Source organism: Pseudomonas sp. S2_H01, assembly GCF_054668305.1.
This window is the reverse complement of the sequence record NZ_CP162756.1, coordinates 2204631-2224837: the sequence shown is the minus strand read 5'-3', so window position 1 is coordinate 2224837 and position 20207 is coordinate 2204631. Positions and strand designations below refer to the sequence as shown.

Genomic DNA, 20207 nt, shown 5'->3' with positions numbered 1-20207 from the left:
CTCAAGGATAGTCAGCGAAGAGGTGGAAGGGGCCTAGCAAGTTCTACTGCATGTGTCCTGGCCGGATCCGAGGAAGCGCTCACAACCCGGCGCCGAGCTTTTTTCGCTCTCAGTGTGGCGAAACGTGGGCGGAAAATAGAATTGGCGTCGTGGCGTGCATGGATAGACTGGACCAATCATTCAAGCGCACCTACACTCGCCACTTAACGAATAACGTTAAGCGTTAATAATGATCGTAAGTTTCAAATGTACGGATACAGAATCGCTCTTCAGGCAGGGCAAAACACGTGTGTGGTCTTCAATCCTGTCGGTCGTGGAGCGCAAGCTGACGATGCTCGATGCTGCTTCGTCAATCATCGATCTCAAGTCTCCTCCAGGCAATCGTCTTGAATCGCTTGGAGGTGATCGCAAAGGACAGCACAGCATACGTATCAACGCTCAATGGCGTATTTGCTTTATCTGGGGGATACATGGCCCGGAGAATGTCGAAATCGTCGATTACCACTGAGGTAAATCAAATGACCAAGAACGGAATGCGCCCCGTGCACCCAGGGGAAGTTCTCAAGGAAGAGTACCTGGAGCCGCTGGGCTTGACGTCAGCAGCACTCGCTCGAGCTTTGAGCGTTTCCACGCCAACGATCAATGACATTGTGCTTCAGCGAAGGGGTGTGAGCGCTGACGTGGCGTTGCGCCTCGCGGCGTGTTTTGAAACGACCCCGGAGTTCTGGCTGAACCTGCAATTGACCTACGACCTGCGCAAAACGGAAATCGAACGCGGGTCGGCCATAAAAGCGCAAGTCCAACGCCTCTCGCACTGCGCTTGAGCACATCCAACATGTCTGGGGTGTGCCAGGCATGTCGTAATGTCACTCTTTTGGTTGTGCCGCCAGTTGCGCTTCCATCTCGGTCATTTTCGCTTCCAGTGCCTCAAGACGGGCACGGGTGCGGGCCAGGACGAGCATCTGGCTGTCGAACTCTTCGCGGCTGACCAGATCCAGTTTGCTGAAGCCGCTTTGCAGCAGCGCTTTGAACTGAGTTTCGAATTCGTTGCGTGGTAGCGGGGTCTCGCCGTTGAACAACCGCGAGGCATGGCCACTCAGGGCGTCTAGAAAAGCTTTGGGCGCGAGCATGATCAACTTCCGGAATCAGATGGGCGGGAGTGTAGCACGCAGCGTCTATAGTCTTTTCACGGGCGCAGGGTTGCACGGTTTTCGCGCATGAGGGCGTGCACGTGCGCACTGTTGTTGTGCGGACGGGTTGGATGATGGCGATCTGGATACTCGGAAAAGGCATCAACGCGCCGTAATTCCTGGGATTGAACGAGATGGCAAGCTTTCTGCTTAGTGGCATATGACCCATGCACTGATGCAGTCGCTGTGACGAATGCAGTGCGGCAGGCGGAGCGGGGAAGTGTTTCGTCAGAAGCGGTTTTCTGGAGTCGGTCTGGTCTGTTTCGGGCCATCGACGCGTTACAAAGCCAGACACTGCGCTTAGACTTGAGTCGGGTTTGTTTTCCTGGGGCAAGTCCACCAATTCGGGAGAAAGTTTCATGAAGCTAGTCACTGCCATCATCAAGCCGTTCAAGCTGGACGACGTACGCGAGTCGTTGTCCGAAATCGGCGTGCAGGGCATCACGGTAACTGAAGTCAAAGGCTTCGGACGTCAGAAAGGCCACACCGAGCTGTATCGCGGTGCGGAATACGTAGTCGACTTCCTTCCCAAGGTGAAGATCGATGTTGCGATCGACGACAAGGATCTGGACCGCGTTATCGAAGCGATAACCAAAGCGGCCAACACCGGCAAGATCGGTGACGGAAAGATCTTCGTGGTCAATCTGGAACAGGCTATTCGCATACGTACCGGCGAAACCGATACCGACGCAATCTAAGCCGCCAAACCCAACGCCCCAGGAGAAAACAATATGACTCTGCGTCAATTCGCAGGGCTAGGAGCCCTGTTGTCCCTCGTAACCCCTGGCTTGGCCATGGCGGCAGACGAAGTGGCAGCCCCAGTACTGAACTCAGGCGACACCGCCTGGATGCTGACTTCGACAGCCCTGGTGCTGTTCATGACCGTTCCCGGTCTTGCACTGTTCTACGGCGGCATGGTCCGTTCGAAGAACGTTCTTTCCGTGATGATGCAGTGCTTCGCCATCACCGGTCTGATCAGCATTCTGTGGTGCATCTACGGCTACAGCATGGCGTTCGATACCACCGGTATGGAAGCCAACGTCATTAACTTCAACTCCTTCGTCGGCGGCCTGTCGAAGGCGTTCCTGGCAGGCATCACGCCTTCCAGCATCACAGGTGCAACAGCGCTGTTCCCAGAAGCTGTGTTCGTCACCTTCCAGATGACTTTTGCCATCATTACTCCAGCCCTGATCGTCGGTGCCTTCGCAGAACGCATGAAGTTCTCCGCGATGCTGATCTTCATGGCCATCTGGTTCACCCTGGTCTATGCGCCTATCGCGCACATGGTCTGGAGTGGTGTCGGTGGTCTGCTGTGGGACTGGGGCGTTCTGGACTTCGCAGGCGGCACCGTCGTTCACATCAACGCCGGTGTGGCGGGTTTGGTAGCGTGCCTGGTACTGGGCAAGCGTAAAGGTTTCCCGACCACCCCGATGGCTCCGCACAACCTGGGTTATACCCTGGTCGGCGCAGCGATGCTGTGGGTAGGCTGGTTCGGCTTCAACGCCGGTTCCGCTGCTGCGGCGAACGGCACTGCCGGTATGGCGATGCTGGTCACTCAGATCGCAACCGCTGCCGCTGCGCTGGGCTGGATGTTCGCCGAATGGCTGACCCACGGTAAGCCAAGCGCGCTGGGTATCGCTTCGGGCGTGGTTGCCGGTCTGGTTGCCATCACCCCTGCGGCCGGTACTGTCGGCCCAATGGGCGGCCTGATCATCGGTCTGGCGGCGGGCGTAGTCTGCTTCTTCTGCGCCACCAGCCTGAAACGCAAGCTGGGCTACGACGACTCCCTGGATGCCTTCGGCGTTCACGGTATCGGCGGTATCCTGGGCGCGATCCTGACCGGTGTCTTCGCAGCACCGTCGCTGGGCGGCTTCGGCACTGTGACCGACATCGCTGCTCAAGTCTGGATCCAGTGCAAAGGCGTAGGCTTCACGATCATCTACACCGCGATCGTGACCTTCATCATCCTCAAGGTGCTGGACGCGGTCATGGGCCTGCGTGTCACCGAGGAAGAAGAAGCGGTTGGCCTGGACCTTGCGCAACACAACGAGCGTGGCTACAACTTGTAATCACGGCTGTAAAAAAATGCCCGGGTTGCCGGGCATTTTTTTGTCTGGCGTTTGTCGATAGGCAAGACCGCCAGCGAGTGACGCACGAACGGCATTCAGGCCCTGTCGCAGGGCATCCCCGAGGGTTTTTGCAACGGCATACCCACTTGGGTTTTCGGCTTACAAAAAACGTCACTCATTGCGTGCTTTGCTTTTTTTTTTACCGCGTTAGAATGCGCGCCGAAGGGCGGAGAACTGTATGTGGCAACAGACCAGAATCACGCTGCGTGCAAGGCCTCGCGGCTTTCATCTGGTGACCGACGAGATCGTCGCAGGGCTTCCCGGACTGCGAGATTGCCGAGTGGGTCTGTTGCATTTGTGGCTGCAGCATACCTCGGCCTCGTTGACCATCAACGAGAATGCCGACCCGGCTGTGCGTCGTGACTTCGAACGTTTTTTCAACCGATTGGTGCCGCAAGGGCGTGACGGGTATGAACATGACGACGAGGGTCCCGACGACCTGCCTGCGCACTTCAAAGCCAGTTTGCTAGGCTGCCAGCTTGTTCTTCCGGTGACTGACGGGAGGTTGGCGATGGGTACCTGGCAAGGTGTTTATTTAGGCGAGCACCGTGATGCCGGCGGTGCACGTAAAGTCCTCGCCACCCTGCAGGGTGAGGGGCACGACCGCTGATTGTCGGCGGTAGTTGAATTTTTTCCGGCTGTCTTAGAAATTAGGCGCAGCTGGGCTATAACTAATCTGCTTTCGCAAGTCATGAGGTAGAACATGAGCGACGACGACATCGATAACGAAGGTCTGGAAGACGATCTGGAAGGTGAGGACGACGGTGAGGAGCTTGCGGCTGCTCCCGAAGACGACGGCGCGGATGTCGAAGACAGCCCCGAAGCGTCGGTCACCCCAACCAAAGGCAAGGCCAAGGCTGCGGTCTCGGTTGATGAGCTGCCCAGCGTAGAGGCCAAGAATAAAGAGCGTGACGCTCTGGCTCGCGCGATGGAAGAGTTCCTCGCCCGTGGCGGCAAAGTGCAGGAAGTGGAGGCCAATGTGGTCGCCGATCCGCCCAAGAAGCCTGACAACAAGTACGGTAGCCGCCCTATTTAAGGGTGTCTGATACCTGCTGGAAAAAGCCCGCTGTCGCTGCGGGCTTTTTTTTGGGTTTGTTTCATGCTTTTGGTGTCTGGCCCAACCCAGCCCTCAACCCCATCCCGCCAACACCCCCGGCAACTCCGTCAAACGCCTGATCTGCGCATCCGGCGCCCTATCCGACTCCCACGGCTTGCCCGCCGGGTTGTACCAGATCGCCCGCAAGCCCGCCTGCTGAGCCCCTGCGATATCGTCGCCGGGATGATCGCCCACGTGCACGGCGTGACGCGCATCGGCGTTGCCGCGTTTGAGCGCCTCCAGGAACGGTGCCGGATCGGGCTTGCCGATGCCCAGGTCTTCCGCGCACAGCGCAAACGAAAAATAGTCGGCCAGACCCAAGCGGCGCACGTCGGCATTGCCGTTGGTGACCACGCCCAGGGTGTACTGCTTGGTGAGCAGTTCCAGCGTCGGTACGACCTCGGGGAAGATATCCAGCTGATGCCGTCCTTGCAGGAAGACCTCAAAGCTACGGTCCGCCAGATCCTGTGCCTCAGGGTGGGCATAACCCGCATCCTCAAGCGCCAGAAACAGTACCCGACGGCGCAGGGCGCTGATTCGGTGCTTGAAGGTCGGGTCGGCTTCGACCAGACGCGAGCGAATTTCCCACAAATGTTCCACCGGCACCGGGCCCAGCTTCGGTGCGTGTTCCGCCAGCCAGTCGCGCAGCATGGCTTCTGCGCTGACGATGGCCGGTGCGGTGTCCCACAGCGTGTCGTCCAGATCGAAGGTGATCAGCTTGATGCTCATGGTTCTGAAGAATCCTTGCGTTTGGCCCGTGGGTGGGCGCTGTCATACACCGTCGCCAGGTGTTGGAAATCCAGGTGGGTGTAGATCTGAGTCGTTGTGATGTCGGCGTGCCCCAGCAATTCCTGCACGGCGCGCAGGTCCTGGGAGGATTCGAGCAAGTGGCTGGCGAAGGAGTGCCGGAGCATGTGCGGGTGCAGGTTTTGCCCCAGCTCGCGCTCACCTGCTGCCTTGACCCGAAGCTGGATCGACCTTGGACCCAGCCGTCGACCTTGCTGGCTGACGAACACCGCGTCGTCCTGAGGGTTGGCCAGCGCGCGCTGTTTCAACCATTCCTCCAGCGCCTCGCGGGCTTTTCGGCCGACAGGGAGCACGCGGGTCTTGCTGCCTTTGCCGAGCACCTGAACGAGCCCATCCGCCAGGTCCAGCTGCTCGCAATTCAGGCCTGTCAGTTCGGATAAACGCAGGCCGGACGAGTAAAACAATTCGAGAATCGCGTGATCGCGGCGGGCGAGGAATTCGTCTTCGACGCCGCCTTCCAGCAACTGCAGCGTGCGATCGGCATCCAGTGTCTTGGGCAGGCGGCGCTCGCCTTTGGGAGGCGCCAGGCCGTTGGCGGGGTCGTGATCGCAGATGCCTTCGCGGTTCAGGTAATGATAAAAGCCCCGCACTGCGGAGAGCAGGCGGGCGATGCTGCGCGATGACTGACCCTGTTGGTGCAAGCGGGCGACCAGGCCGCGCATGGACTGAATGTCCAGGGCCTTCCAGCTGCCGATGTTCTGCTTCTCGCAGAACCCCAGCACTCTGCTCAAATCTCGGCGATAGGCAGCCAGCGTGTGAGGCGACACCTGACGCTCACTGCGCAGGTGTGTGCAGTAAGCGTCCAGCTGCCGTTCCATGACTAGCGCACCGAACGCAGGGCGTTGGTGAAGCGCGGCAGCAGGCGGCTCAACACATCGGCGATGTAGGTGAGGAACAGCGTGCCCACCGAGCTTTTGTAGTGCTGCGGGTCGCGGCTGCCGATGGCCAGTACGCCGTGCAGGCCTTGATGATTGAGCGCGACGATGGCGGTGGAGCCGACTTCCTTGCTCTGGTCAGCACCGAACAGGAACTCCAGCTCGTGCTCGCGCAAGGCGCCGCAGACTGTCTTGCCGCCCGAGATCAATCCACCGAGGGCTTTCTGCGCCTCGGCGCTGGTGACCCAGCGGCCCACGGTCATCGGGTTGTCGCTGAACAGGATCAGGCTCACGAACGGCACCTGAAACTCCTGACGCAGGCTGTCTTCCACCGCGATCACGATGTCTTCCAGGCTGTTGGCGTCCATCAGCGCGAGGATCAGGCGACGGGTTTTTTCGAAGAGACGGTCGTTGTCGCGCGCGACGTCCATCAGCTGTGAAAGCCGATGGCGCATTTCGATGTTGCGTTCGCGCAGTAACTTCAGCTGGCGCTCAACCAGCGAGACGGTGTCGCCACGCTGGTGAGGAATGCGCATCGCGGTGAGCAGGTCGTCATGCTCGGCGAAAAAGTCCGGGTGTTGCTGTAGCCAGGCGGCGACTGCCTCGGCTTCAAGGGCGGGCACTGCGTTATCGGCAGGCGATTCGCTGGGCGTGTCGGTTGAAGTCTGAGGCTGGTCGGTCATTGGATACTCTCACTCATAGACGTACTTGGCCTTCGTAGACCCTGACGGCCGGGCCGGTCATCAGCACAGGATGTCCCGGGCCGGCCCACTCGATGGACAAGCGTCCGCCGGGCAGATCGATCAACAGTGGCGACTCCATCCAGCCCTGGCTGATGGCGGCAACGGCCGCGGCGCAAGCGCCGGTGCCGCAGGCCTGGGTTTCGCCCGCCCCGCGCTCCCAGACGCGCAATTGTGCGCGCTGACGGTCGACGACGTGGAGGAAACCGACGTTTACCCTGGCCGGAAAGCGCGGGTGATTCTCGATTTTCGGGCCCAGCGTATGAACAGGTGCGTTGTTGATGTCGTAGACGCGCAGCACCGCATGGGGATTGCCCATGGACACGGCAGCCAGTTCGACCGTTTCGTCGTCGACTTCAAGCGTGTAGCTGATCGCCTGTTGCGGCGCATCGAAAGGGATATCAGCAGGCACCAGACGCGGCGCGCCCATGTCGACGCTGATCTGGCCGTCGTTACGGATATCCAGCTCGATGATGCCGCTTTTGGTTTCGACGCGGATCTGCTTTTTGGCCGTCAGGCGCTTGTCCAGCACGAAGCGGGCGAAGCAGCGCGCGCCGTTGCCGCACTGTTCGACTTCGGAGCCGTCAGAATTGAAAATCCGGTAGCGAAAATCCACATCCGGATTGCTCGGCGCTTCGACCAGCAGCAGCTGATCGAAACCGATGCCGGTGTGTCGATCGCCCCATTGCTTGGCGTGCTTGGGCAGGATGTGCGCGTGCTGGCTCACAAGGTCCAGCACCATGAAATCGTTGCCCAGGCCATGCATCTTGGTAAAACGCAGCAGCATGGGATTACTCCGGCAGCAGGCTTTCGCCGGCAAACAGCTCAGTCACGGTTTCACGACGACGCACTTCGAACGCCTGATCCCCATCGACCAACACTTCGGCAGCACGGCCGCGGGTGTTGTAGTTGGAGCTCATCACGAAGCCATAGGCGCCAGCGGAGTGAACCGCCAGCAGGTCGCCTTCGGCCAGCGCCAACTCGCGTTCCTTGGCCAGGAAGTCGCCGGTTTCGCAGATGGGGCCGACGATGTCGTACGGGCGCGCAGCACCGTCACGGGGCTTGACGGCCGTGACGTCCATCCAGGCCTGATACAGCGCCGGGCGGATAAGGTCGTTCATGGCCGCGTCAACGATGGCGAAATCTTTGTGCTCGGTGTGCTTGAGGTATTCGATACGGGTCAGCAGGACGCCAGCGTTTGCCACGATGAAACGGCCTGGTTCGAACATCAATGCCAGGTCGCGACCATCAAGGCGTTCGCGCACGGCCTTGATGTACTCGCCGGCCAAGGGCGGCTCTTCATCGCGATAACGCACGCCCAGACCGCCACCCAGATCCAGGTGACGCAGCTGAATGCCGCAGTCGCCAAGACGGTCGACCAGGTCCAGCAGGCGATCCAGCGCATCGACGAAAGGCGACAGCGTGGTCAGTTGCGAACCGATGTGGCAATCGACGCCAATGACATCAAGGTTCGGCAACTGCGCGGCACGGATGTAGACGTCTTCGGCGTCAGCGATGGCGATGCCGAACTTGTTTTCTTTAAGGCCGGTGGAAATGTACGGGTGAGTGCCCGCGTCGACGTCCGGGTTCACGCGCAGGGAAACCGGGGCGCGTACGCCCATTTCGGCGGCCACGACCTGCAGGCGTTCCAGTTCGTCGGTGGATTCGACGTTGAAGCAATGAACGCCCACTTCAAGCGCACGACGCATGTCGTCACGGGTCTTGCCGACGCCGGAGAACACGATCTTGTCGGCCTGACCGCCTGCGGCCAGCACGCGCTCCAGTTCGCCACGGGAAACGATGTCGAAACCGGCGCCCAGACGGGCCAGGACATTGAGCACGCCCAGGTTGGAGTTGGCTTTGACCGCGAAGCAGACCAGGTGCGGCGTGCCACTCAGAGCGTCGGCGTAGGCGCGGTATTGCGCTTCGATGTGCGCGCGGGAGTAGACATACGTCGGCGTGCCGAAGCGCTCGGCGATGGCAGACAATGCAACTCCCTCCGCGAACAGCTCACCGTCGCGGTAGTTGAAGGCGTCCATGGTCAGTCCCTAGTAGGTCGAGTGCTTGTGCGTGTGCGATTGGTTCTGAGCGCCCGGTGCGTTGGATTGTTCATCATCGGGCAGGTACAGCGGACCTTTTTGACCGCAGGCAGAGACCAGGCACGCTACAGCGAGGAGCGCGGCCAGGGAGGAAATCAGGCGCTTCATGGCGAAATCCTTTGTATAAGCATTAATTGCGCCCGAGTATACCGACCAGCCTACAGATTGCCTATGCGCTGGAGTTCCCGTCCGGCGGGGCTTTGACGCATTTGCCAGATAACCGGGTAAACGCCGTGCGGTTTTTTGGCGCGGCGAATGGCAATTGGGCGGGTATGCTTTGCAATTGCCGGAGAGCGACCGTATCTTGCGTCGCTGCGCCATCCGTAGACACTTTCGAGGTTCCTGCAATGAGTTTGACCGAAGCCCGCTTTCACGACCTGGTGGATGCCACCCAAGAAAAGCTCGAGGACATCTTTGACGAGAGCGGTCTGGACCTGGACCTTGAGAGTTCGGCCGGTGTGCTCACGGTAAAGTTTGAAAACGGCACTCAGTTCATCTTCAGTCGTCAGGATCCACTGCGTCAGTTGTGGCTGGCGGCGGTCGACGGTGGTTTCCACTTCGACTACGACGAAGAAGAGAAGCGCTGGGTGTGCGACAAAAGCGAAGAGCTGCTGGGCGAAATGCTCCATCGTCTGGCATTGAAGCAGGCGGGTGCAGAGCTTGAGTTCGACGCGATCGATGGTCACTCCGACGGCAACCGTGAATGACCGCCAGTGCCGCGCCTGTAAAACCGCCAAAACCGCTGTTCAGCAACGTCAGCCCGGCTGTTCCATCGCCTTGCATCAGCGTATGTCGGCTGGATGAGGGCAAAGTGTGTACGGGATGTTTCCGGCACGTCGAAGACATCCGCGAATGGCGCGCGGCGACGGACGAGCGCAGGCGAGAGATTGTGCGGCAAGCATCAGAGCGGCGTGCGCAACGCTGACTGATGGATGTCTCTTGGCATCTGTGGGAGCGAATTCATTCGCGATACGGCGGTACAGCCGATACAAATCCTTCGCCTGCACTCGCTTTCGCGAATGAATTCGCTCCTACAGGGCTTCGTCCACTCCGCACGATCTGGGGGTTCCTCAAGCCTCATCCATCGCTTCATTCAGCGACTTCTCCAGCTCGGCCTTGTAGCGCAGGAACAGGATGGTCTGTCCTCGGGTATCCCCCAGTATTCCCGAGAGATCCAGGTCGGTGATGTAGCAGCGGTAGCGTTGAGGCTCGCTGCGCTGGTCGAGAATCTGCCGGGCGACGACGCTGTACAACTGTTCGCCGAATTCCAGCTCGGAAAACTCCATGCCGTCGCAGTACAGCGTCACGCTGACCTGGCCGGGAGAGGCTTCCTCGACGATGGCCTGAACGTCGTAGAACGGTTTGTCGGTGGGCATGACCGGTGCCAGTCGTTGCTCGATGCGCCGCGCGCGTCCGGCGCCGTCCGGGGTGATTCGGTAATACAACGTGTCCAGCGACGAAGGCTCCAGGGGGTTGTCCAGCGGCAAGAGGGCACCACGTCGGTACATCAATGACTGCAGGAAACGCTGCAACGGCATCATCAGGCTGGATTCGTCGTGATACGGCAAACGCTGATGCCAGAGCGCATTGTGTTCATCCAGCACGTACAGATCCGCCTGCGGCTCGTTGATCCGGTAGAACACCTGAATGCACTCAGGCTGGCCGTGAGGAATGATCAGCGACAGGTCGTTGTCATCGAGCGCTTGCGGGTCGAGGTGGATCGGGCTGTAGGTCGGCAACTCTTCGCCAAGATATTGGTAAAGCGCTGTCAGGTTGTCGATCGCAACATGGCTGACTTGCCCTGGCGTCATTTCCAGCACGTGATAGTGGTGCTGGACCTGAATCAGATAACGATGATTGAGGTTCCGGGCCAGCAGCAGCTGCGCCGTGTTGATCAGCTCCTCGACCCTTTGCGCAATCGCAGGCGCGCGATTGTGGCAGAAGCAGCGCACGCGGATGACCGGCTTGGGTGGTGTTTCAGGCACGTTGTTGAGCAGCTCGGTGAGGCAGTCGAGCAGCGCATGCGGGCCGTCGAAGCGGCTGACCAGCACCTCGTTCCAGCTGTTGAGCGTGATCTGGTCGAAGGTCAGCACCAGGTTTTCCCGCACCCCGGCATAGCTCAGCGAGTCAGTGCGCTCGGTGGTCATCAGGATGTTCAGGTCTTTGTGATGCTTGAGCGGGTCAACGCCCACGTTGACCAGCAGCAGGATTTCGCTGGGCACGCTCGGCTTGAGCAGAACGTCTTCGTGGACCATGCCCAGCGGCGTCGGAATGCTGTGTTGCAAGGCGCCCTGAAGATTGAACAGCTCGAACTCGGTCAAATCGCTGGTGCCGGGGTGCAGCGCGAGCCGGGTGCTGCTGTCGATCACATTATTGCGATGACACCAGGCCAGAAGCTCCAGCAACTCGCGGCTGCGTTTGATCGGCGCGAAGGTTTCCCACTCATGGGCGCCAAGGTTGCCGTTGTACAAACCCCACTGGTATTTACCGGGTTCACGTTTGTTCGGCGATTGCACCAGCGTCAGCGTGTCTTCGGCGAGGTCCGGAGAGATGCCCGGATTGACGAATTCGACCTTGCCCGCCTTGCGCTCGAACGCGGCATACAGCCGACGGCCGAGCACATTCAGGTCGCGCTTGTTGATGGAGCTGATCGCGTTTTGTGTGCGAGCGAATTGCGTCAGGAAGCGGTAGCTGTAATTGAGCTCGCTGACCAGCGCACGGCGTTCGCTGGACACCTGACGCACCTTCCACTGGCTGCGGCTGTCGAGCAGGGCAAGCTGACGTTCGTCCCATTTCCATTCTTTCGCCAGACGCTCCAGCAACAGACGTTGCCAGCTTGTGGTGCGCTGGCGCGGTAAGCCGGTGAGCTTCTTGTTCACTTTCAGGTAAAGGCTGCGTCTGACCAGCTCCAGACGTTCCGGCTCGCCCCGGTCGCGCAGGTATTCCTCGATCCGGCGGTACACCATCATGTAAGGATCGAGTTCGTCCAGGTCGACATTGTTGGCGAACACCTGCTGTTTGAAGCGCATGCTCAGGCACTGCACCTGCGGGTGTTCGCTGGCGTAGACCTCGGTCAGCAACAGCTTGAGCACGGACTTGTAGGGTGACTCTATGCCCTTGAACAGCTGCCAGAGCCCGGCTCCAATGAACTCGCCGGGCGGAATGCGCGACATATTGCCCAGATCGAGCACTTCGTCTTCTCGAATGAAGCGCTTGGACAGAAGCGTATGGGTGTACTCGGCGTAACGTGTCTCTTCGTAGACGGGCACCAGCCACCAGATGGGCGTGCGGCCTGCCAGCCAGATGGCTGTGCGGTAGAACTCGTCGAGCAGCAGATAGTGCTGCGTCGTTCCGCAATCCTCGCCGCTCAGCTGTGCATCGCGCTCGCCCACTACAAACCGCTCAGGGTCGATCAGGAAAAAGTGCGCCTCGGCGCCCATGGTCGCTGCCCAGGTTTCCAGTGCCTGGCATTTTTTGCGCAGCTCCAGGACGTCTTCGGGCGACAGGTGGGTGTCGTGGCAGATCCAGACATCCATATCGCTCTGATCGGCTTGGGCCAGCGTGCCAAGGCTGCCCATCAGGAAGATGCCGTGGATGGGCTGTGGAGGATTGCCGCGACGCGGTTTGTACGAAAAAGAGCGCGTCAGGCGCTGCGCTTCGGCCAGCGCCTGCGCGTCGGGTTCGTAGTGGGACACGCCAGCAGGCGTAGCCCCCGAGACATAGCCGGGCAGCAAGGGATGGTTAACGTGGAAAAACAGCGGCAACAGCGCCAGCACGGACTGTTGGCGTGTGGACAAACCTTCATTGGCACGCGCCAGCCGCCCTTCATTGAGGGTCAGGAAGCGGTTGCGCAACTGGCTGAGGACCTTGCGGTCGATGCCCTCATCCAGATCGGGGCGAATTTCGAAACTACGCGTCATCGCGACTCAAAGCCGGCGAACGGCACTGCTGGGGTGGCGAGCAAGGCGACAGGCAAGAAAGGTCAGGGGCAGATAGCTGCTTGTAACGCGATGGCTTGTCTTTTTTCTGGCGCCAGAATTTTATCGGCGCAGCATCTTATAAATGAAGGGCTCGCGAAACCTTTATTTCATGCGTCCTGGCAAAGGTTTCGCGACGCGACGATTTCAGGCCGCTTCCTGGGCGGTGGTCAGAATGATCAGCAGCGATTGAGCATGCTCGGCGGCATCCAGTCCCAGACTGGTCAGATAGCCTCCGTCGACCTGAGTCGTCAGGCCTTTTTCAAAGAGTCGTTTGGCAGCGGCAACGGCGGTAGGAGCAGCCACGTGGTGGACTTTAAGGCCCTCCTGGGTATTGCGCAGGTTGAACAGTGACAGGATTTCCAGTTCGGCAACCAATTCAGGGGTAAACGACATAGGTGCTCCAGACTTTTCTAATTGAAAACGCGGCGAACGAATCGCAGACGTGACAGCCCCGTCGGTCAAGCGGCAGCGAGGCATCTGGAGTGTAGTTAGCGTCTGGAGATTTTGCAGAAAGTATCTGGCCGGTCGTCAGGTAGTGCGTTGCGATCCCGCTCCTACGACTTGGCAGGCATCCGTCGGATGCAGGCCTGGCTCTGGATCTGTGGGAGCGAACTTGTTCGCGATTGGTGGGTACAGTCGACGTGTCTCGATCGCCTGGACGATTTTTCGCGAATGAATTCGCTCCCACAGCGGTGCCGCTTAGCTCCAGTTAAGAAGCGCTTTACTCGTCTTCCAGCTTCACACCCGGTGGCAGCTCCGGCAGCGCGCGCAGGGCTTTTTCGTACCATTCGGTGTTGAACGGGCGGTCGTCTTCCAGAATCCCGTCGATCTCCACGGCGAGCACGTGCGCCATCATTTCCAGAATGTCGTCACGCCCGTAACCGACCAGGGTCAGCTTGTTGAACGTGGCTTTGGCGGCAGGCGGTTTGTCACTTTCGATCTGGTTCTCGATGGCCTGGATCAGGGTCGATTCAGCGAACTCTTCTTCGTCGTTGTCGATGTGGTCGCTCATGGCGGACTCCTCAGGAAAGGCCCGCAGTTTAACTGCAATCGGGGGCGGTGTGATCCGGCGCATGCATGACGCACGTCAACGCACGTACGTCGCGCCGCTGATAGGGTGTGGCCCGCTCTGGATCGGCCCTCACGGGTCGAGGTGAGTTGCAATGACCGCTCAAGGGGCCAAGGAGGCCTGTCAATGTTCAAGCTTTACGGATTCGCCGCAAGTAACTATTTCAACATGGTCAAACTGGCTTTGCTGGAGAAGCAGATCCCGTTTGACGTCGTTTCGATGCATGGCTGCCAGAACCCGGAAACCCTCGCTGTCAGCGCGCGAGGCAAAGTCCCGGTGCTGGAGACCGAAGACGGGTTCATCAGCGAAACCGACGTGATTCTCCGCTATCTCGAAGATACCCATCCGCAGACGCCGCTTTTACCCGCCCACCCATTCGCCCGGGCGCAGGTGTGGACCATGGCCAAGGAGATCGAGTTGTACATCGAGCTGCCAGCGCGCTTGTGCTACGTCGAAGTGTTGTTTGGTGGTCGAGCGACGCCCCAGGCACTGAAAGCCAAGGCTCTGCGGGATCTGATCAAGGGTTTTGCCGCACTGGCGCGGCGTGGCCAGTTTGCCCCCTATGTCGCGGGCGCAGAGTTTACGCTGGCGGACATCTACTTCCTGTACAGCGTGGACCTGGCGCAACAGGTGGCGCAGCAGTTGTTCGGCCTGAACCTGCTGGACGAAGTCGCGGGGGCCAGGGATTTGCTGGAAAGGCTCAATGACCGACGTTGTGCACAACGTGTCGCGGCAGACAGAGAGGCTGATTTCCCGATTTTTCTGGAGCGTGTGCGTCCCGTCTCGGTCCATTGAGGGTAAAAAGGGCGATGGCTGCTGCTGCCATCGCCCTTCCGTGTCGACTTAACGGCTGGCCAGCAACTGCTTGCCACGCACGACAGCTGCCTTTACCTGAGCCGGCGCGGTCCCGCCGATGTGGTCACGGGCGTTGACCGAGCCTTCCAGCGTCAGCACCGCAAACACGTCCTGGTCGATCTGGTCGCTGAACTGGCGCAGTTCATCGAGTGTCATTTCGGCCAGGTCCTTGCCGGTTTCCACGCCGTATTTCACGGCATGACCCACGATCTCGTGGCAGTCACGGAACGGCAGGCCACGGCGAACCAGGTAATCGGCCAGATCGGTCGCGGTCGAGAAGCCGCGCAGCGCAGCTTCACGCATGATCGCGTGCTTGGGCTTGATGGCCGGAATCATGTCGGCAAAGGCGCGCAACGAATCGCGCAGCGTGTCGGCGGCGTCGAACAGCGGCTCTTTGTCTTCCTGGTTGTCCTTGTTGTAGGCCAGCGGTTGGCCCTTCATCAAGGTCAGCAGGCCCATCAGGGCGCCGAACACGCGGCCGCTCTTGCCACGCACCAGCTCGGGAACGTCCGGGTTTTTCTTTTGCGGCATGATCGAGCTGCCGGTGCAGAAGCGGTCCGGCAAGTCGATGAACTGGAATTGCGCACTGGTCCACAGCACCAGCTCTTCGGAGAAGCGCGACAAGTGCATCATCGCGACGCTGGCGGCTGCGCAGAATTCGATGGCGAAGTCGCGATCCGACACGCTGTCCAGCGAGTTGCCGCCGACGGCTTCGAAGCCCAGCAACTGGCAAGTCAGCTCGCGGTCGATCGGGTACGTGGTGCCCGCCAGCGCAGCACTGCCCAATGGCATGCGGTTGGTGCGTTTACGGCAGTCGACCAGACGCTCGAAATCGCGGCTGAGCATTTCGAACCAGGCGAGCATGTGGTGCCCGAACGTCACCGGCTGTGCGGTCTGCAGGTGAGTGAACCCCGGCATGATGGTGTCGGCTTCGCGCTCCGCCAGGCCCAGCAGGCCTTCTTGTAGGCGGATGATCTCGGCCAGGATCAGATCGATTTCGTCACGCAGCCACAAACGAATGTCGGTCGCGACCTGGTCGTTTCGGCTGCGACCGGTGTGCAGCTTCTTGCCGGTGATACCGATGCGGTCGGTCAGACGCGCCTCGATGTTCATGTGAACGTCTTCCAGATCCACGCGCCAGTCGAAGGTGCCGGCCTCGATTTCGCCTTGAATGGTCTTCAGGCCATCGACGATGGTGTCGCGCTCGGCATCGGTCAGCACGCCGACCTTGGCCAGCATCGTGGCGTGGGCAACGGAGCCCATGATGTCGTGGCGATAAAGGCGCTGATCGAAGGTGACGGAGGCGGTGAAGCGTGCGACGAAGGCGTCGACGGGTTCACTGAAGCGGCCGCCCCAGGACTGATTGGTCTTGTCGGTGCTCATGGATTCGCTCGCTGCTCTGCTGATTACTGTACTGATGACGGTTTGGGTGAAGACGTGGCGCGGCCCATTTTAAAAGGCGCGGGCGATGATAACAGTATTGCCGGTTTTTTATTCCCGACAGCTTGCCGGACGGGGTACGAGCGCAGAGACTGGACCTATGCAAAACGAGCGCAATAATCCGGGCCAGAGCGTTTCGCCCGGCAAAGAGTTCTTCCTTCCGGAACTGTGCCTGCCGCAGGCGCTGCTGGTGCTCGTCGTGCTCGCGGAGCTGCTGGTGTTGGTGCTGGTGCTCGTCGAGCCCATGCACCCTGGGTTCGACTGGGTCAGGCTCGCGCTGATCTCGCTGTTCGTGCAGTGGATCGTGTTGCTGTCGGCCGCGCTGCTGTGCGGCTTGCGTCCCTGGTTGGCACGCCTGAATGCAGGTCTGGCAGGCATCCTGGGCTGTTTGCTGGTGGTGGCCGTGACGTTGGTGTGCACGGCGGTCACGGATTATTGCCAACTGGTGGGCACTACATCCGATGGCGATGTCGAACGTTATCTGCGCTATTCGATGATTGCTCTGATCATGTCGGCGCTGATGTTGCGCTACTTTTATCTGCAGAGTCAGTGGCGCAAACAACAGCAGGCAGAGCTGCGAGCCAGAATCGAATCCTTGCAGGCCAGGATTCGGCCACACTTTCTGTTCAACACGCTCAACAGTATTGCGAGCCTGGTCACCAGCGACCCGGGCAAGGCCGAGCAGGCGGTGCTGGACCTGTCGGACCTGTTTCGCGCCAGTCTGGGCAAGCCCGGCAGTCTGACAACGTGGCGTGATGAGCTGGCGTTGGCCAAACGTTATCTATCGATTGAGCAATATCGACTTGGCGAGCGTCTACAGTTGGACTGGGACGTCAGTGCAATTCCCGACGACTTGCCGATTCCCCAGCTAACCTTGCAGCCATTACTTGAGAACGCGTTGATCTATGGGATCGCGCCCCGCGTCGAAGGCGGGGTGGTCAGGGTCGAGGCGGACTATGAACGGGGAGTATTCATATTGCGTGTCAGTAATCCCTATGAAGAAGTCGCCCATCGGCAGGCTTCAAGCGGCACTCAGCAGGCCTTGGCAAATATCGGCGCCCGCATTACGGCACTTTTTGGCCCTCTCGCGAGTCTGAGCGTGGAGCGCCGTGACGGTCGTCACTTCACCTGTCTACGCTATCCTTGTGCGAGACTCACGCAGGAAGCCAGAGCAATATGAATGTCCTGATCGTTGATGACGAACCCCTAGCCCGCGATCGCCTGAGCCGTCTGGTCGGTGATCTTGAGGGTTATCGGGTCCTTGAACCCAGCGCCACCAATGGCGAAGAAGCCTTGACGCTGATCGATAGCCTGAAACCCGATGTGGTGTTACTCGATATCCGCATGCCGGGTCTTGATGGGCTGCAGGTTGCAGCCAAATTATGCGAACGCGATACGCCACCTGCCGTGGTGTTCTGCACCGCTCACGATGAGTTTGCCCTGGAGGCTTTTCAAGTCAGCGCCGTGGGTTATCTGGTGAAACCGGTACGTCCGGAGAATCTGCTCGAAGCCTTGCGCAAAGCCGAACGGCCCAACCGCGTGCAGTTGGCGGCCATGACGCGGCCCGCCGCCGAAAGTGGCAATGGTCCACGTAGTCATATCAGCGCGCGAACTCGTAAAGGTATCGAGTTGATTCCGCTGGATCATGTGATCTATTTCATCGCCGACCACAAATACGTGACCCTGCGCCACGAGGACGGCGAAGTGCTGCTCGACGAGCCGCTCAAGGCGCTGGAAGACGAGTTCGGTGATCGCTTTGTGCGTATTCACCGAAATGCGTTGGTGGCCCGTGACCGCATCGAGCGCTTGCAGCGTACGCCGTTGGGGCATTTCCAGTTGTTCCTCAAAGGGCTCAATGGCGATGCGCTGATCGTCAGCCGCAGGCATGTGGCCGGTGTGCGCAAGATGATGCAGCAGCTATAGAGCGAGGCGCGCGAGTGTCTCCGCTGTACGGATGAACTGTGGGAGCGAATTCATTCGCGATGCGGCGGTACAGCCAAAGCATCTCCGTCGCCTGCACTATTTCTCGCGAATAAACTCGCTCCCACAGGTTTTGTCAGCACGACGACGAGCCTGTAGGCGACACGCCGTCGCATGGTGTCCGTGGGTCGATTGAGGCCATGATGCGCGCAGATTGAATACAGCCTTCGGCCCGATTGGGCCGAGCTGTTATTATCCGCCGCATTCACTCAGTACGGATTGATCCATGTCCTCTCGCGAAATCCGCATCGCTACGCGCAAAAGTGCACTGGCCCTCTGGCAGGCCGAGTACGTCAAGGCTCGCCTGCAAGACGCTCATCCAGGCCTGCTCGTGACCTTGGTTCCGATGGTCAGTCGTGGCGACAAGCTGCTGGACTCGCCGCTCTCGAAAATCGGTGGCAAGGGCTTGTTCGTCAAAGAGCTGGAAACCGCGCTGCTGGAAAACGAAGCGGACATCGCCGTGCACTCGATGAAAGACGTGCCGATGGATTTCCCGCAGGGCCTCGGGCTGTTCTGCATCTGCGAGCGCGAAGACCCGCGCGATGCGTTCGTCTCCAACACATTCGCCAGCCTGGACGAACTGCCTGCCGGTAGCGTCGTCGGCACCTCGAGCCTGCGTCGTCAGACTCAACTGCTGGCGCGTCGGCCGGATCTGAAAATCAACTTTCTGCGCGGCAACGTCAACACGCGTCTGGCCAAGCTGGACGCGGGCGAATACGACGCGATCATCCTGGCGGCTGCGGGCCTGATCCGCTTGGGTTTCGAGGACCGCATCACGTCCGCCATCAGCATTGAACACAGCTTGCCCGCAGGTGGCCAAGGCGCTGTCGGCATCGAGTGCCGCAGTGTCGACACCGACCTGCATGCGCTGCTGACTCCGCTTCATCACGCGGACACCGCCATGCGTGTGACCGCGGAGCGCGCGCTGAACAAGCACCTTAACGGTGGCTGCCAGGTGCCGATTGCCTGTTATGCCGTGTTGGAAAACGATGAGCTGTGGTTGCGTGGCCTGGTGGGCGATCCGGCGGGCAGTCTGTTGCTTCGTGCCGAGGCCCGCGCGCCGCAGGCCGATGCCCAAGCGTTGGGCGTTCAGGTTGCCGAGGCGCTGCTCGAACAGGGCGCAGCGAAGATTCTCAAGGCGGTGTACGGCGAGGCGGGCGAGGAGTGACGGGTTGGCGTTTGCTGCTGACGCGCCCGGCTGAAGAGTCGCAAGCGCTCGGGCAGGTGCTGGCAAATGAAGGTGTGTTCAGCGCCAGTTTGCCGCTGCTGGAGATCGAGCCGCTGCCCGTCTCGGAAGAAAACCGGTCGATCATTTACAACCTCGCGGCTTACTGCGCCGTGATTGTCGTCAGCAAGCCCGCCGCACGGTTGGGGCTGGAAATGGTCGACGAGGTCTGGCCGCAACCGCCGATTCAGGACTGGTTTACCGTCGGGGCGGCCACCGCGCAGATTCTGGACGACTATGGTCTGCGCGTGTTTTTCCCCGAGCAGGGCGACGACAGCGAAGCGTTGCTCGATCTTGCGCAGCTTCAGAACGCCATTTCCGGTCACGACCCCAAAGTGCTGATCATGCGCGGCGAAGACGGCCGCGAATTGTTGGCTGAGCGCTTGCGCGAGCGGGGTGTTACTGTCGATTATCTGCCGTTGTACCGCCGTCATCTGCCGATTTATCCCGCTTTCGCCCTGCCGCAGCGAGTCGAGGCGGAACGCTTGAACGGGCTGGTGGTCAGCAGTGGACAGGGTTTTCAACATCTGCGCGAATTGGCAGGCAATGCCTGGCCTGATCTTGCGCGGCTGCCTTTATTCGTACCGAGCCCCCGGGTCGCTGAATTGGCGCGCAATGCCGGGGCTCTGACCGTAGTGGACTGCCGTGGCGCCAGCGCTTCGGCCTTGCTGGCAGCGTTGCGGGAACACCCCGAACCTGCCTCCCAGGCGTAATAATCGACG

At 60.1% G+C, this 20207-nt stretch carries 24 protein-coding genes; 13 read left to right on the top strand and 11 right to left on the bottom strand.

The features are described 5' to 3' along the window. Window positions 1–229: 229 nt before the first annotated feature. Together AB4N84_RS09815 and AB4N84_RS09810 are read left to right on the top strand one after the other, a co-directional pair. The gene (locus AB4N84_RS09815; RefSeq protein ID WP_460046162.1) at window positions 230–508 is read left to right on the top strand and encodes a type II toxin-antitoxin system RelE/ParE family toxin; all 279 of its coding nucleotides are present in this window, start codon (window positions 230–232) and stop codon (window positions 506–508) included. Between the two features lie 10 nt (window positions 509–518). Next, entirely contained in the window at window positions 519–824 is a 306-nt protein-coding gene (locus tag AB4N84_RS09810) for a HigA family addiction module antitoxin (RefSeq protein WP_460046161.1), read from the top strand. Window positions 825–866: 42 nt separating this feature from the next. Here the strand turns inward: AB4N84_RS09810 and AB4N84_RS09805 are convergent, their stop codons facing one another. Next, window positions 867–1130: an accessory factor UbiK family protein gene (locus AB4N84_RS09805; RefSeq protein ID WP_074754637.1), complete on the bottom strand. Its 264-nt coding sequence runs from the start codon at window positions 1128–1130 to the stop codon at window positions 867–869. A gap of 419 nt (window positions 1131–1549) precedes the next feature. Here AB4N84_RS09805 and glnK point away from each other — a divergent pair, with 419 nt between their 5' ends. The 4 genes from glnK to sutA all read left to right on the top strand — a co-directional run bounded on the left by glnK (window position 1550) and on the right by sutA (window position 4355). Continuing rightward, window positions 1550–1888, top strand: coding sequence for a P-II family nitrogen regulator (gene glnK / locus AB4N84_RS09800; RefSeq protein WP_002555808.1), 339 nt, complete (start codon window positions 1550–1552; stop codon window positions 1886–1888). A gap of 33 nt (window positions 1889–1921) precedes the next feature. After that, a complete protein-coding gene (locus tag AB4N84_RS09795; RefSeq protein ID WP_074754635.1) occupies window positions 1922–3259 on the top strand; it encodes an ammonium transporter in 1338 nt (445 codons plus the stop codon). A gap of 238 nt (window positions 3260–3497) precedes the next feature. Beyond that, a complete protein-coding gene (locus AB4N84_RS09790) occupies window positions 3498–3929 on the top strand; it encodes a secondary thiamine-phosphate synthase enzyme YjbQ (RefSeq protein ID WP_074754633.1) in 432 nt (143 codons plus the stop codon). Window positions 3930–4022: 93 nt separating this feature from the next. After that, on the top strand, window positions 4023–4355 hold the full coding sequence (sutA, locus tag AB4N84_RS09785; RefSeq protein WP_074754631.1) for a transcriptional regulator SutA: 333 nt from the start codon (window positions 4023–4025) through the stop codon (window positions 4353–4355). Window positions 4356–4448: 93 nt separating this feature from the next. On the opposite strand, the gene AB4N84_RS09780 is transcribed toward sutA, so the two are convergent. Genes AB4N84_RS09780 through lptM form a run of 6 tightly spaced genes read right to left on the bottom strand, consistent with a single transcriptional unit; the run spans window position 4449 to window position 9044 of the window. Continuing rightward, window positions 4449–5144: an HAD family hydrolase gene (locus AB4N84_RS09780; RefSeq protein WP_460046159.1), complete on the bottom strand. Its 696-nt coding sequence runs from the start codon at window positions 5142–5144 to the stop codon at window positions 4449–4451. Further along, window positions 5141–6040 carry a tyrosine recombinase XerC gene (gene xerC, locus AB4N84_RS09775; RefSeq protein ID WP_460046158.1) on the bottom strand — a complete coding sequence of 300 codons (900 nt, stop codon included), beginning with the start codon at window positions 6038–6040 and terminating at the stop codon, window positions 5141–5143. The genes AB4N84_RS09780 and xerC overlap by 4 nt, the downstream gene beginning before the upstream one ends. 2 nt (window positions 6041–6042) lie before the next feature. Continuing rightward, window positions 6043–6780, bottom strand: a complete 738-nt coding sequence (locus tag AB4N84_RS09770) for a DUF484 family protein (RefSeq protein ID WP_074754625.1) — start codon at window positions 6778–6780, stop codon at window positions 6043–6045. A 13-nt stretch (window positions 6781–6793) separates the two neighbouring features. Further along, on the bottom strand, window positions 6794–7624 hold the full coding sequence (dapF, locus tag AB4N84_RS09765) for a diaminopimelate epimerase (protein WP_460046156.1): 831 nt from the start codon (window positions 7622–7624) through the stop codon (window positions 6794–6796). A 4-nt stretch (window positions 7625–7628) separates the two neighbouring features. After that, complete coding sequence (gene lysA, locus AB4N84_RS09760) at window positions 7629–8876, bottom strand: diaminopimelate decarboxylase (protein ID WP_074754621.1); 1248 nt, start codon at window positions 8874–8876, stop codon at window positions 7629–7631. Between the two features lie 9 nt (window positions 8877–8885). Further along, entirely contained in the window at window positions 8886–9044 is a 159-nt protein-coding gene (lptM, locus tag AB4N84_RS09755) for an LPS translocon maturation chaperone LptM (protein WP_074754619.1), read from the bottom strand. A gap of 239 nt (window positions 9045–9283) precedes the next feature. Between lptM and cyaY the strand changes: the two genes are divergently transcribed. Together cyaY and AB4N84_RS09745 are read left to right on the top strand one after the other, a co-directional pair. Further along, window positions 9284–9643 (top strand): iron donor protein CyaY, encoded by a 360-nt coding sequence (cyaY, locus tag AB4N84_RS09750; RefSeq protein ID WP_460046155.1) that lies wholly within the window; start codon window positions 9284–9286, stop codon window positions 9641–9643. After that, on the top strand, window positions 9640–9861 hold the full coding sequence (locus AB4N84_RS09745; protein ID WP_460046153.1) for a DUF1289 domain-containing protein: 222 nt from the start codon (window positions 9640–9642) through the stop codon (window positions 9859–9861). Before cyaY ends, AB4N84_RS09745 begins: the two co-directional genes overlap by 4 nt. Before the next feature lie 145 nt (window positions 9862–10006). On the opposite strand, the gene AB4N84_RS09740 is transcribed toward AB4N84_RS09745, so the two are convergent. The 3 genes from AB4N84_RS09740 to AB4N84_RS09730 all read right to left on the bottom strand — a co-directional run bounded on the left by AB4N84_RS09740 (window position 10007) and on the right by AB4N84_RS09730 (window position 13928). After that, window positions 10007–12856, bottom strand: coding sequence for a class I adenylate cyclase (locus AB4N84_RS09740; RefSeq protein ID WP_460046152.1), 2850 nt, complete (start codon window positions 12854–12856; stop codon window positions 10007–10009). 204 nt (window positions 12857–13060) lie between these two features. Next, a complete protein-coding gene (locus tag AB4N84_RS09735; protein ID WP_074754611.1) occupies window positions 13061–13309 on the bottom strand; it encodes a TIGR02647 family protein in 249 nt (82 codons plus the stop codon). A 328-nt stretch (window positions 13310–13637) separates the two neighbouring features. Next, window positions 13638–13928: a hypothetical protein gene (locus AB4N84_RS09730; RefSeq protein ID WP_460046151.1), complete on the bottom strand. Its 291-nt coding sequence runs from the start codon at window positions 13926–13928 to the stop codon at window positions 13638–13640. 183 nt (window positions 13929–14111) lie between these two features. Here AB4N84_RS09730 and AB4N84_RS09725 point away from each other — a divergent pair, with 183 nt between their 5' ends. Further along, entirely contained in the window at window positions 14112–14780 is a 669-nt protein-coding gene (locus AB4N84_RS09725; protein ID WP_460046150.1) for a glutathione S-transferase family protein, read from the top strand. 48 nt (window positions 14781–14828) lie between these two features. On the opposite strand, the gene argH is transcribed toward AB4N84_RS09725, so the two are convergent. Beyond that, complete coding sequence (gene argH, locus AB4N84_RS09720; protein ID WP_460046149.1) at window positions 14829–16223, bottom strand: argininosuccinate lyase; 1395 nt, start codon at window positions 16221–16223, stop codon at window positions 14829–14831. Window positions 16224–16380: 157 nt separating this feature from the next. On the opposite strand from argH, the gene AB4N84_RS09715 reads away from it, so the two are divergent. The 4 genes from AB4N84_RS09715 to AB4N84_RS09700 all read left to right on the top strand — a co-directional run bounded on the left by AB4N84_RS09715 (window position 16381) and on the right by AB4N84_RS09700 (window position 20198). Then, window positions 16381–17460 (top strand): sensor histidine kinase, encoded by a 1080-nt coding sequence (locus AB4N84_RS09715; protein ID WP_460046148.1) that lies wholly within the window; start codon window positions 16381–16383, stop codon window positions 17458–17460. Then, window positions 17457–18203 (top strand): LytR/AlgR family response regulator transcription factor, encoded by a 747-nt coding sequence (locus tag AB4N84_RS09710; protein WP_074754601.1) that lies wholly within the window; start codon window positions 17457–17459, stop codon window positions 18201–18203. The genes AB4N84_RS09715 and AB4N84_RS09710 overlap by 4 nt, the downstream gene beginning before the upstream one ends. 283 nt (window positions 18204–18486) lie before the next feature. Next, the gene (gene hemC, locus AB4N84_RS09705) at window positions 18487–19428 is read left to right on the top strand and encodes a hydroxymethylbilane synthase (RefSeq protein ID WP_460046147.1); all 942 of its coding nucleotides are present in this window, start codon (window positions 18487–18489) and stop codon (window positions 19426–19428) included. Then, window positions 19425–20198, top strand: a complete 774-nt coding sequence (locus AB4N84_RS09700; RefSeq protein WP_460046146.1) for a uroporphyrinogen-III synthase — start codon at window positions 19425–19427, stop codon at window positions 20196–20198. The genes hemC and AB4N84_RS09700 overlap by 4 nt, the downstream gene beginning before the upstream one ends. The last annotated feature ends 9 nt before the right edge of the window (window positions 20199–20207 follow it).

What these genes read in the sequence shown, in the direction of transcription:
- AB4N84_RS09770 (WP_074754625.1), bottom strand. Translation starts at nt 6,780, where the DNA reads ATGACCGACCAGCCTCAGACTTCAACCGACACGCCCAGCGAATCGCCT.
- AB4N84_RS09710 (WP_074754601.1), top strand. Translation starts at nt 17,457, where the DNA reads ATGAATGTCCTGATCGTTGATGACGAACCCCTAGCCCGCGATCGCCTG.
- sutA (WP_074754631.1), top strand. Translation starts at nt 4,023, where the DNA reads ATGAGCGACGACGACATCGATAACGAAGGTCTGGAAGACGATCTGGAA.
- AB4N84_RS09805 (WP_074754637.1), bottom strand. Translation starts at nt 1,130, where the DNA reads ATGCTCGCGCCCAAAGCTTTTCTAGACGCCCTGAGTGGCCATGCCTCG.
- lptM (WP_074754619.1), bottom strand. Translation starts at nt 9,044, where the DNA reads ATGAAGCGCCTGATTTCCTCCCTGGCCGCGCTCCTCGCTGTAGCGTGC.
- AB4N84_RS09810 (WP_460046161.1), top strand. Translation starts at nt 519, where the DNA reads ATGACCAAGAACGGAATGCGCCCCGTGCACCCAGGGGAAGTTCTCAAG.
- AB4N84_RS09790 (WP_074754633.1), top strand. Translation starts at nt 3,498, where the DNA reads ATGTGGCAACAGACCAGAATCACGCTGCGTGCAAGGCCTCGCGGCTTT.
- AB4N84_RS09735 (WP_074754611.1), bottom strand. Translation starts at nt 13,309, where the DNA reads ATGTCGTTTACCCCTGAATTGGTTGCCGAACTGGAAATCCTGTCACTG.
- AB4N84_RS09725 (WP_460046150.1), top strand. Translation starts at nt 14,112, where the DNA reads ATGTTCAAGCTTTACGGATTCGCCGCAAGTAACTATTTCAACATGGTC.
- argH (WP_460046149.1), bottom strand. Translation starts at nt 16,223, where the DNA reads ATGAGCACCGACAAGACCAATCAGTCCTGGGGCGGCCGCTTCAGTGAA.
- cyaY (WP_460046155.1), top strand. Translation starts at nt 9,284, where the DNA reads ATGAGTTTGACCGAAGCCCGCTTTCACGACCTGGTGGATGCCACCCAA.
- xerC (WP_460046158.1), bottom strand. Translation starts at nt 6,040, where the DNA reads ATGGAACGGCAGCTGGACGCTTACTGCACACACCTGCGCAGTGAGCGT.
- AB4N84_RS09780 (WP_460046159.1), bottom strand. Translation starts at nt 5,144, where the DNA reads ATGAGCATCAAGCTGATCACCTTCGATCTGGACGACACGCTGTGGGAC.
- AB4N84_RS09795 (WP_074754635.1), top strand. Translation starts at nt 1,922, where the DNA reads ATGACTCTGCGTCAATTCGCAGGGCTAGGAGCCCTGTTGTCCCTCGTA.
- dapF (WP_460046156.1), bottom strand. Translation starts at nt 7,624, where the DNA reads ATGCTGCTGCGTTTTACCAAGATGCATGGCCTGGGCAACGATTTCATG.
- hemC (WP_460046147.1), top strand. Translation starts at nt 18,487, where the DNA reads ATGTCCTCTCGCGAAATCCGCATCGCTACGCGCAAAAGTGCACTGGCC.
- AB4N84_RS09715 (WP_460046148.1), top strand. Translation starts at nt 16,381, where the DNA reads ATGCAAAACGAGCGCAATAATCCGGGCCAGAGCGTTTCGCCCGGCAAA.
- lysA (WP_074754621.1), bottom strand. Translation starts at nt 8,876, where the DNA reads ATGGACGCCTTCAACTACCGCGACGGTGAGCTGTTCGCGGAGGGAGTT.
- AB4N84_RS09815 (WP_460046162.1), top strand. Translation starts at nt 230, where the DNA reads ATGATCGTAAGTTTCAAATGTACGGATACAGAATCGCTCTTCAGGCAG.
- AB4N84_RS09730 (WP_460046151.1), bottom strand. Translation starts at nt 13,928, where the DNA reads ATGAGCGACCACATCGACAACGACGAAGAAGAGTTCGCTGAATCGACC.
- AB4N84_RS09745 (WP_460046153.1), top strand. Translation starts at nt 9,640, where the DNA reads ATGACCGCCAGTGCCGCGCCTGTAAAACCGCCAAAACCGCTGTTCAGC.
- AB4N84_RS09740 (WP_460046152.1), bottom strand. Translation starts at nt 12,856, where the DNA reads ATGACGCGTAGTTTCGAAATTCGCCCCGATCTGGATGAGGGCATCGAC.
- glnK (WP_002555808.1), top strand. Translation starts at nt 1,550, where the DNA reads ATGAAGCTAGTCACTGCCATCATCAAGCCGTTCAAGCTGGACGACGTA.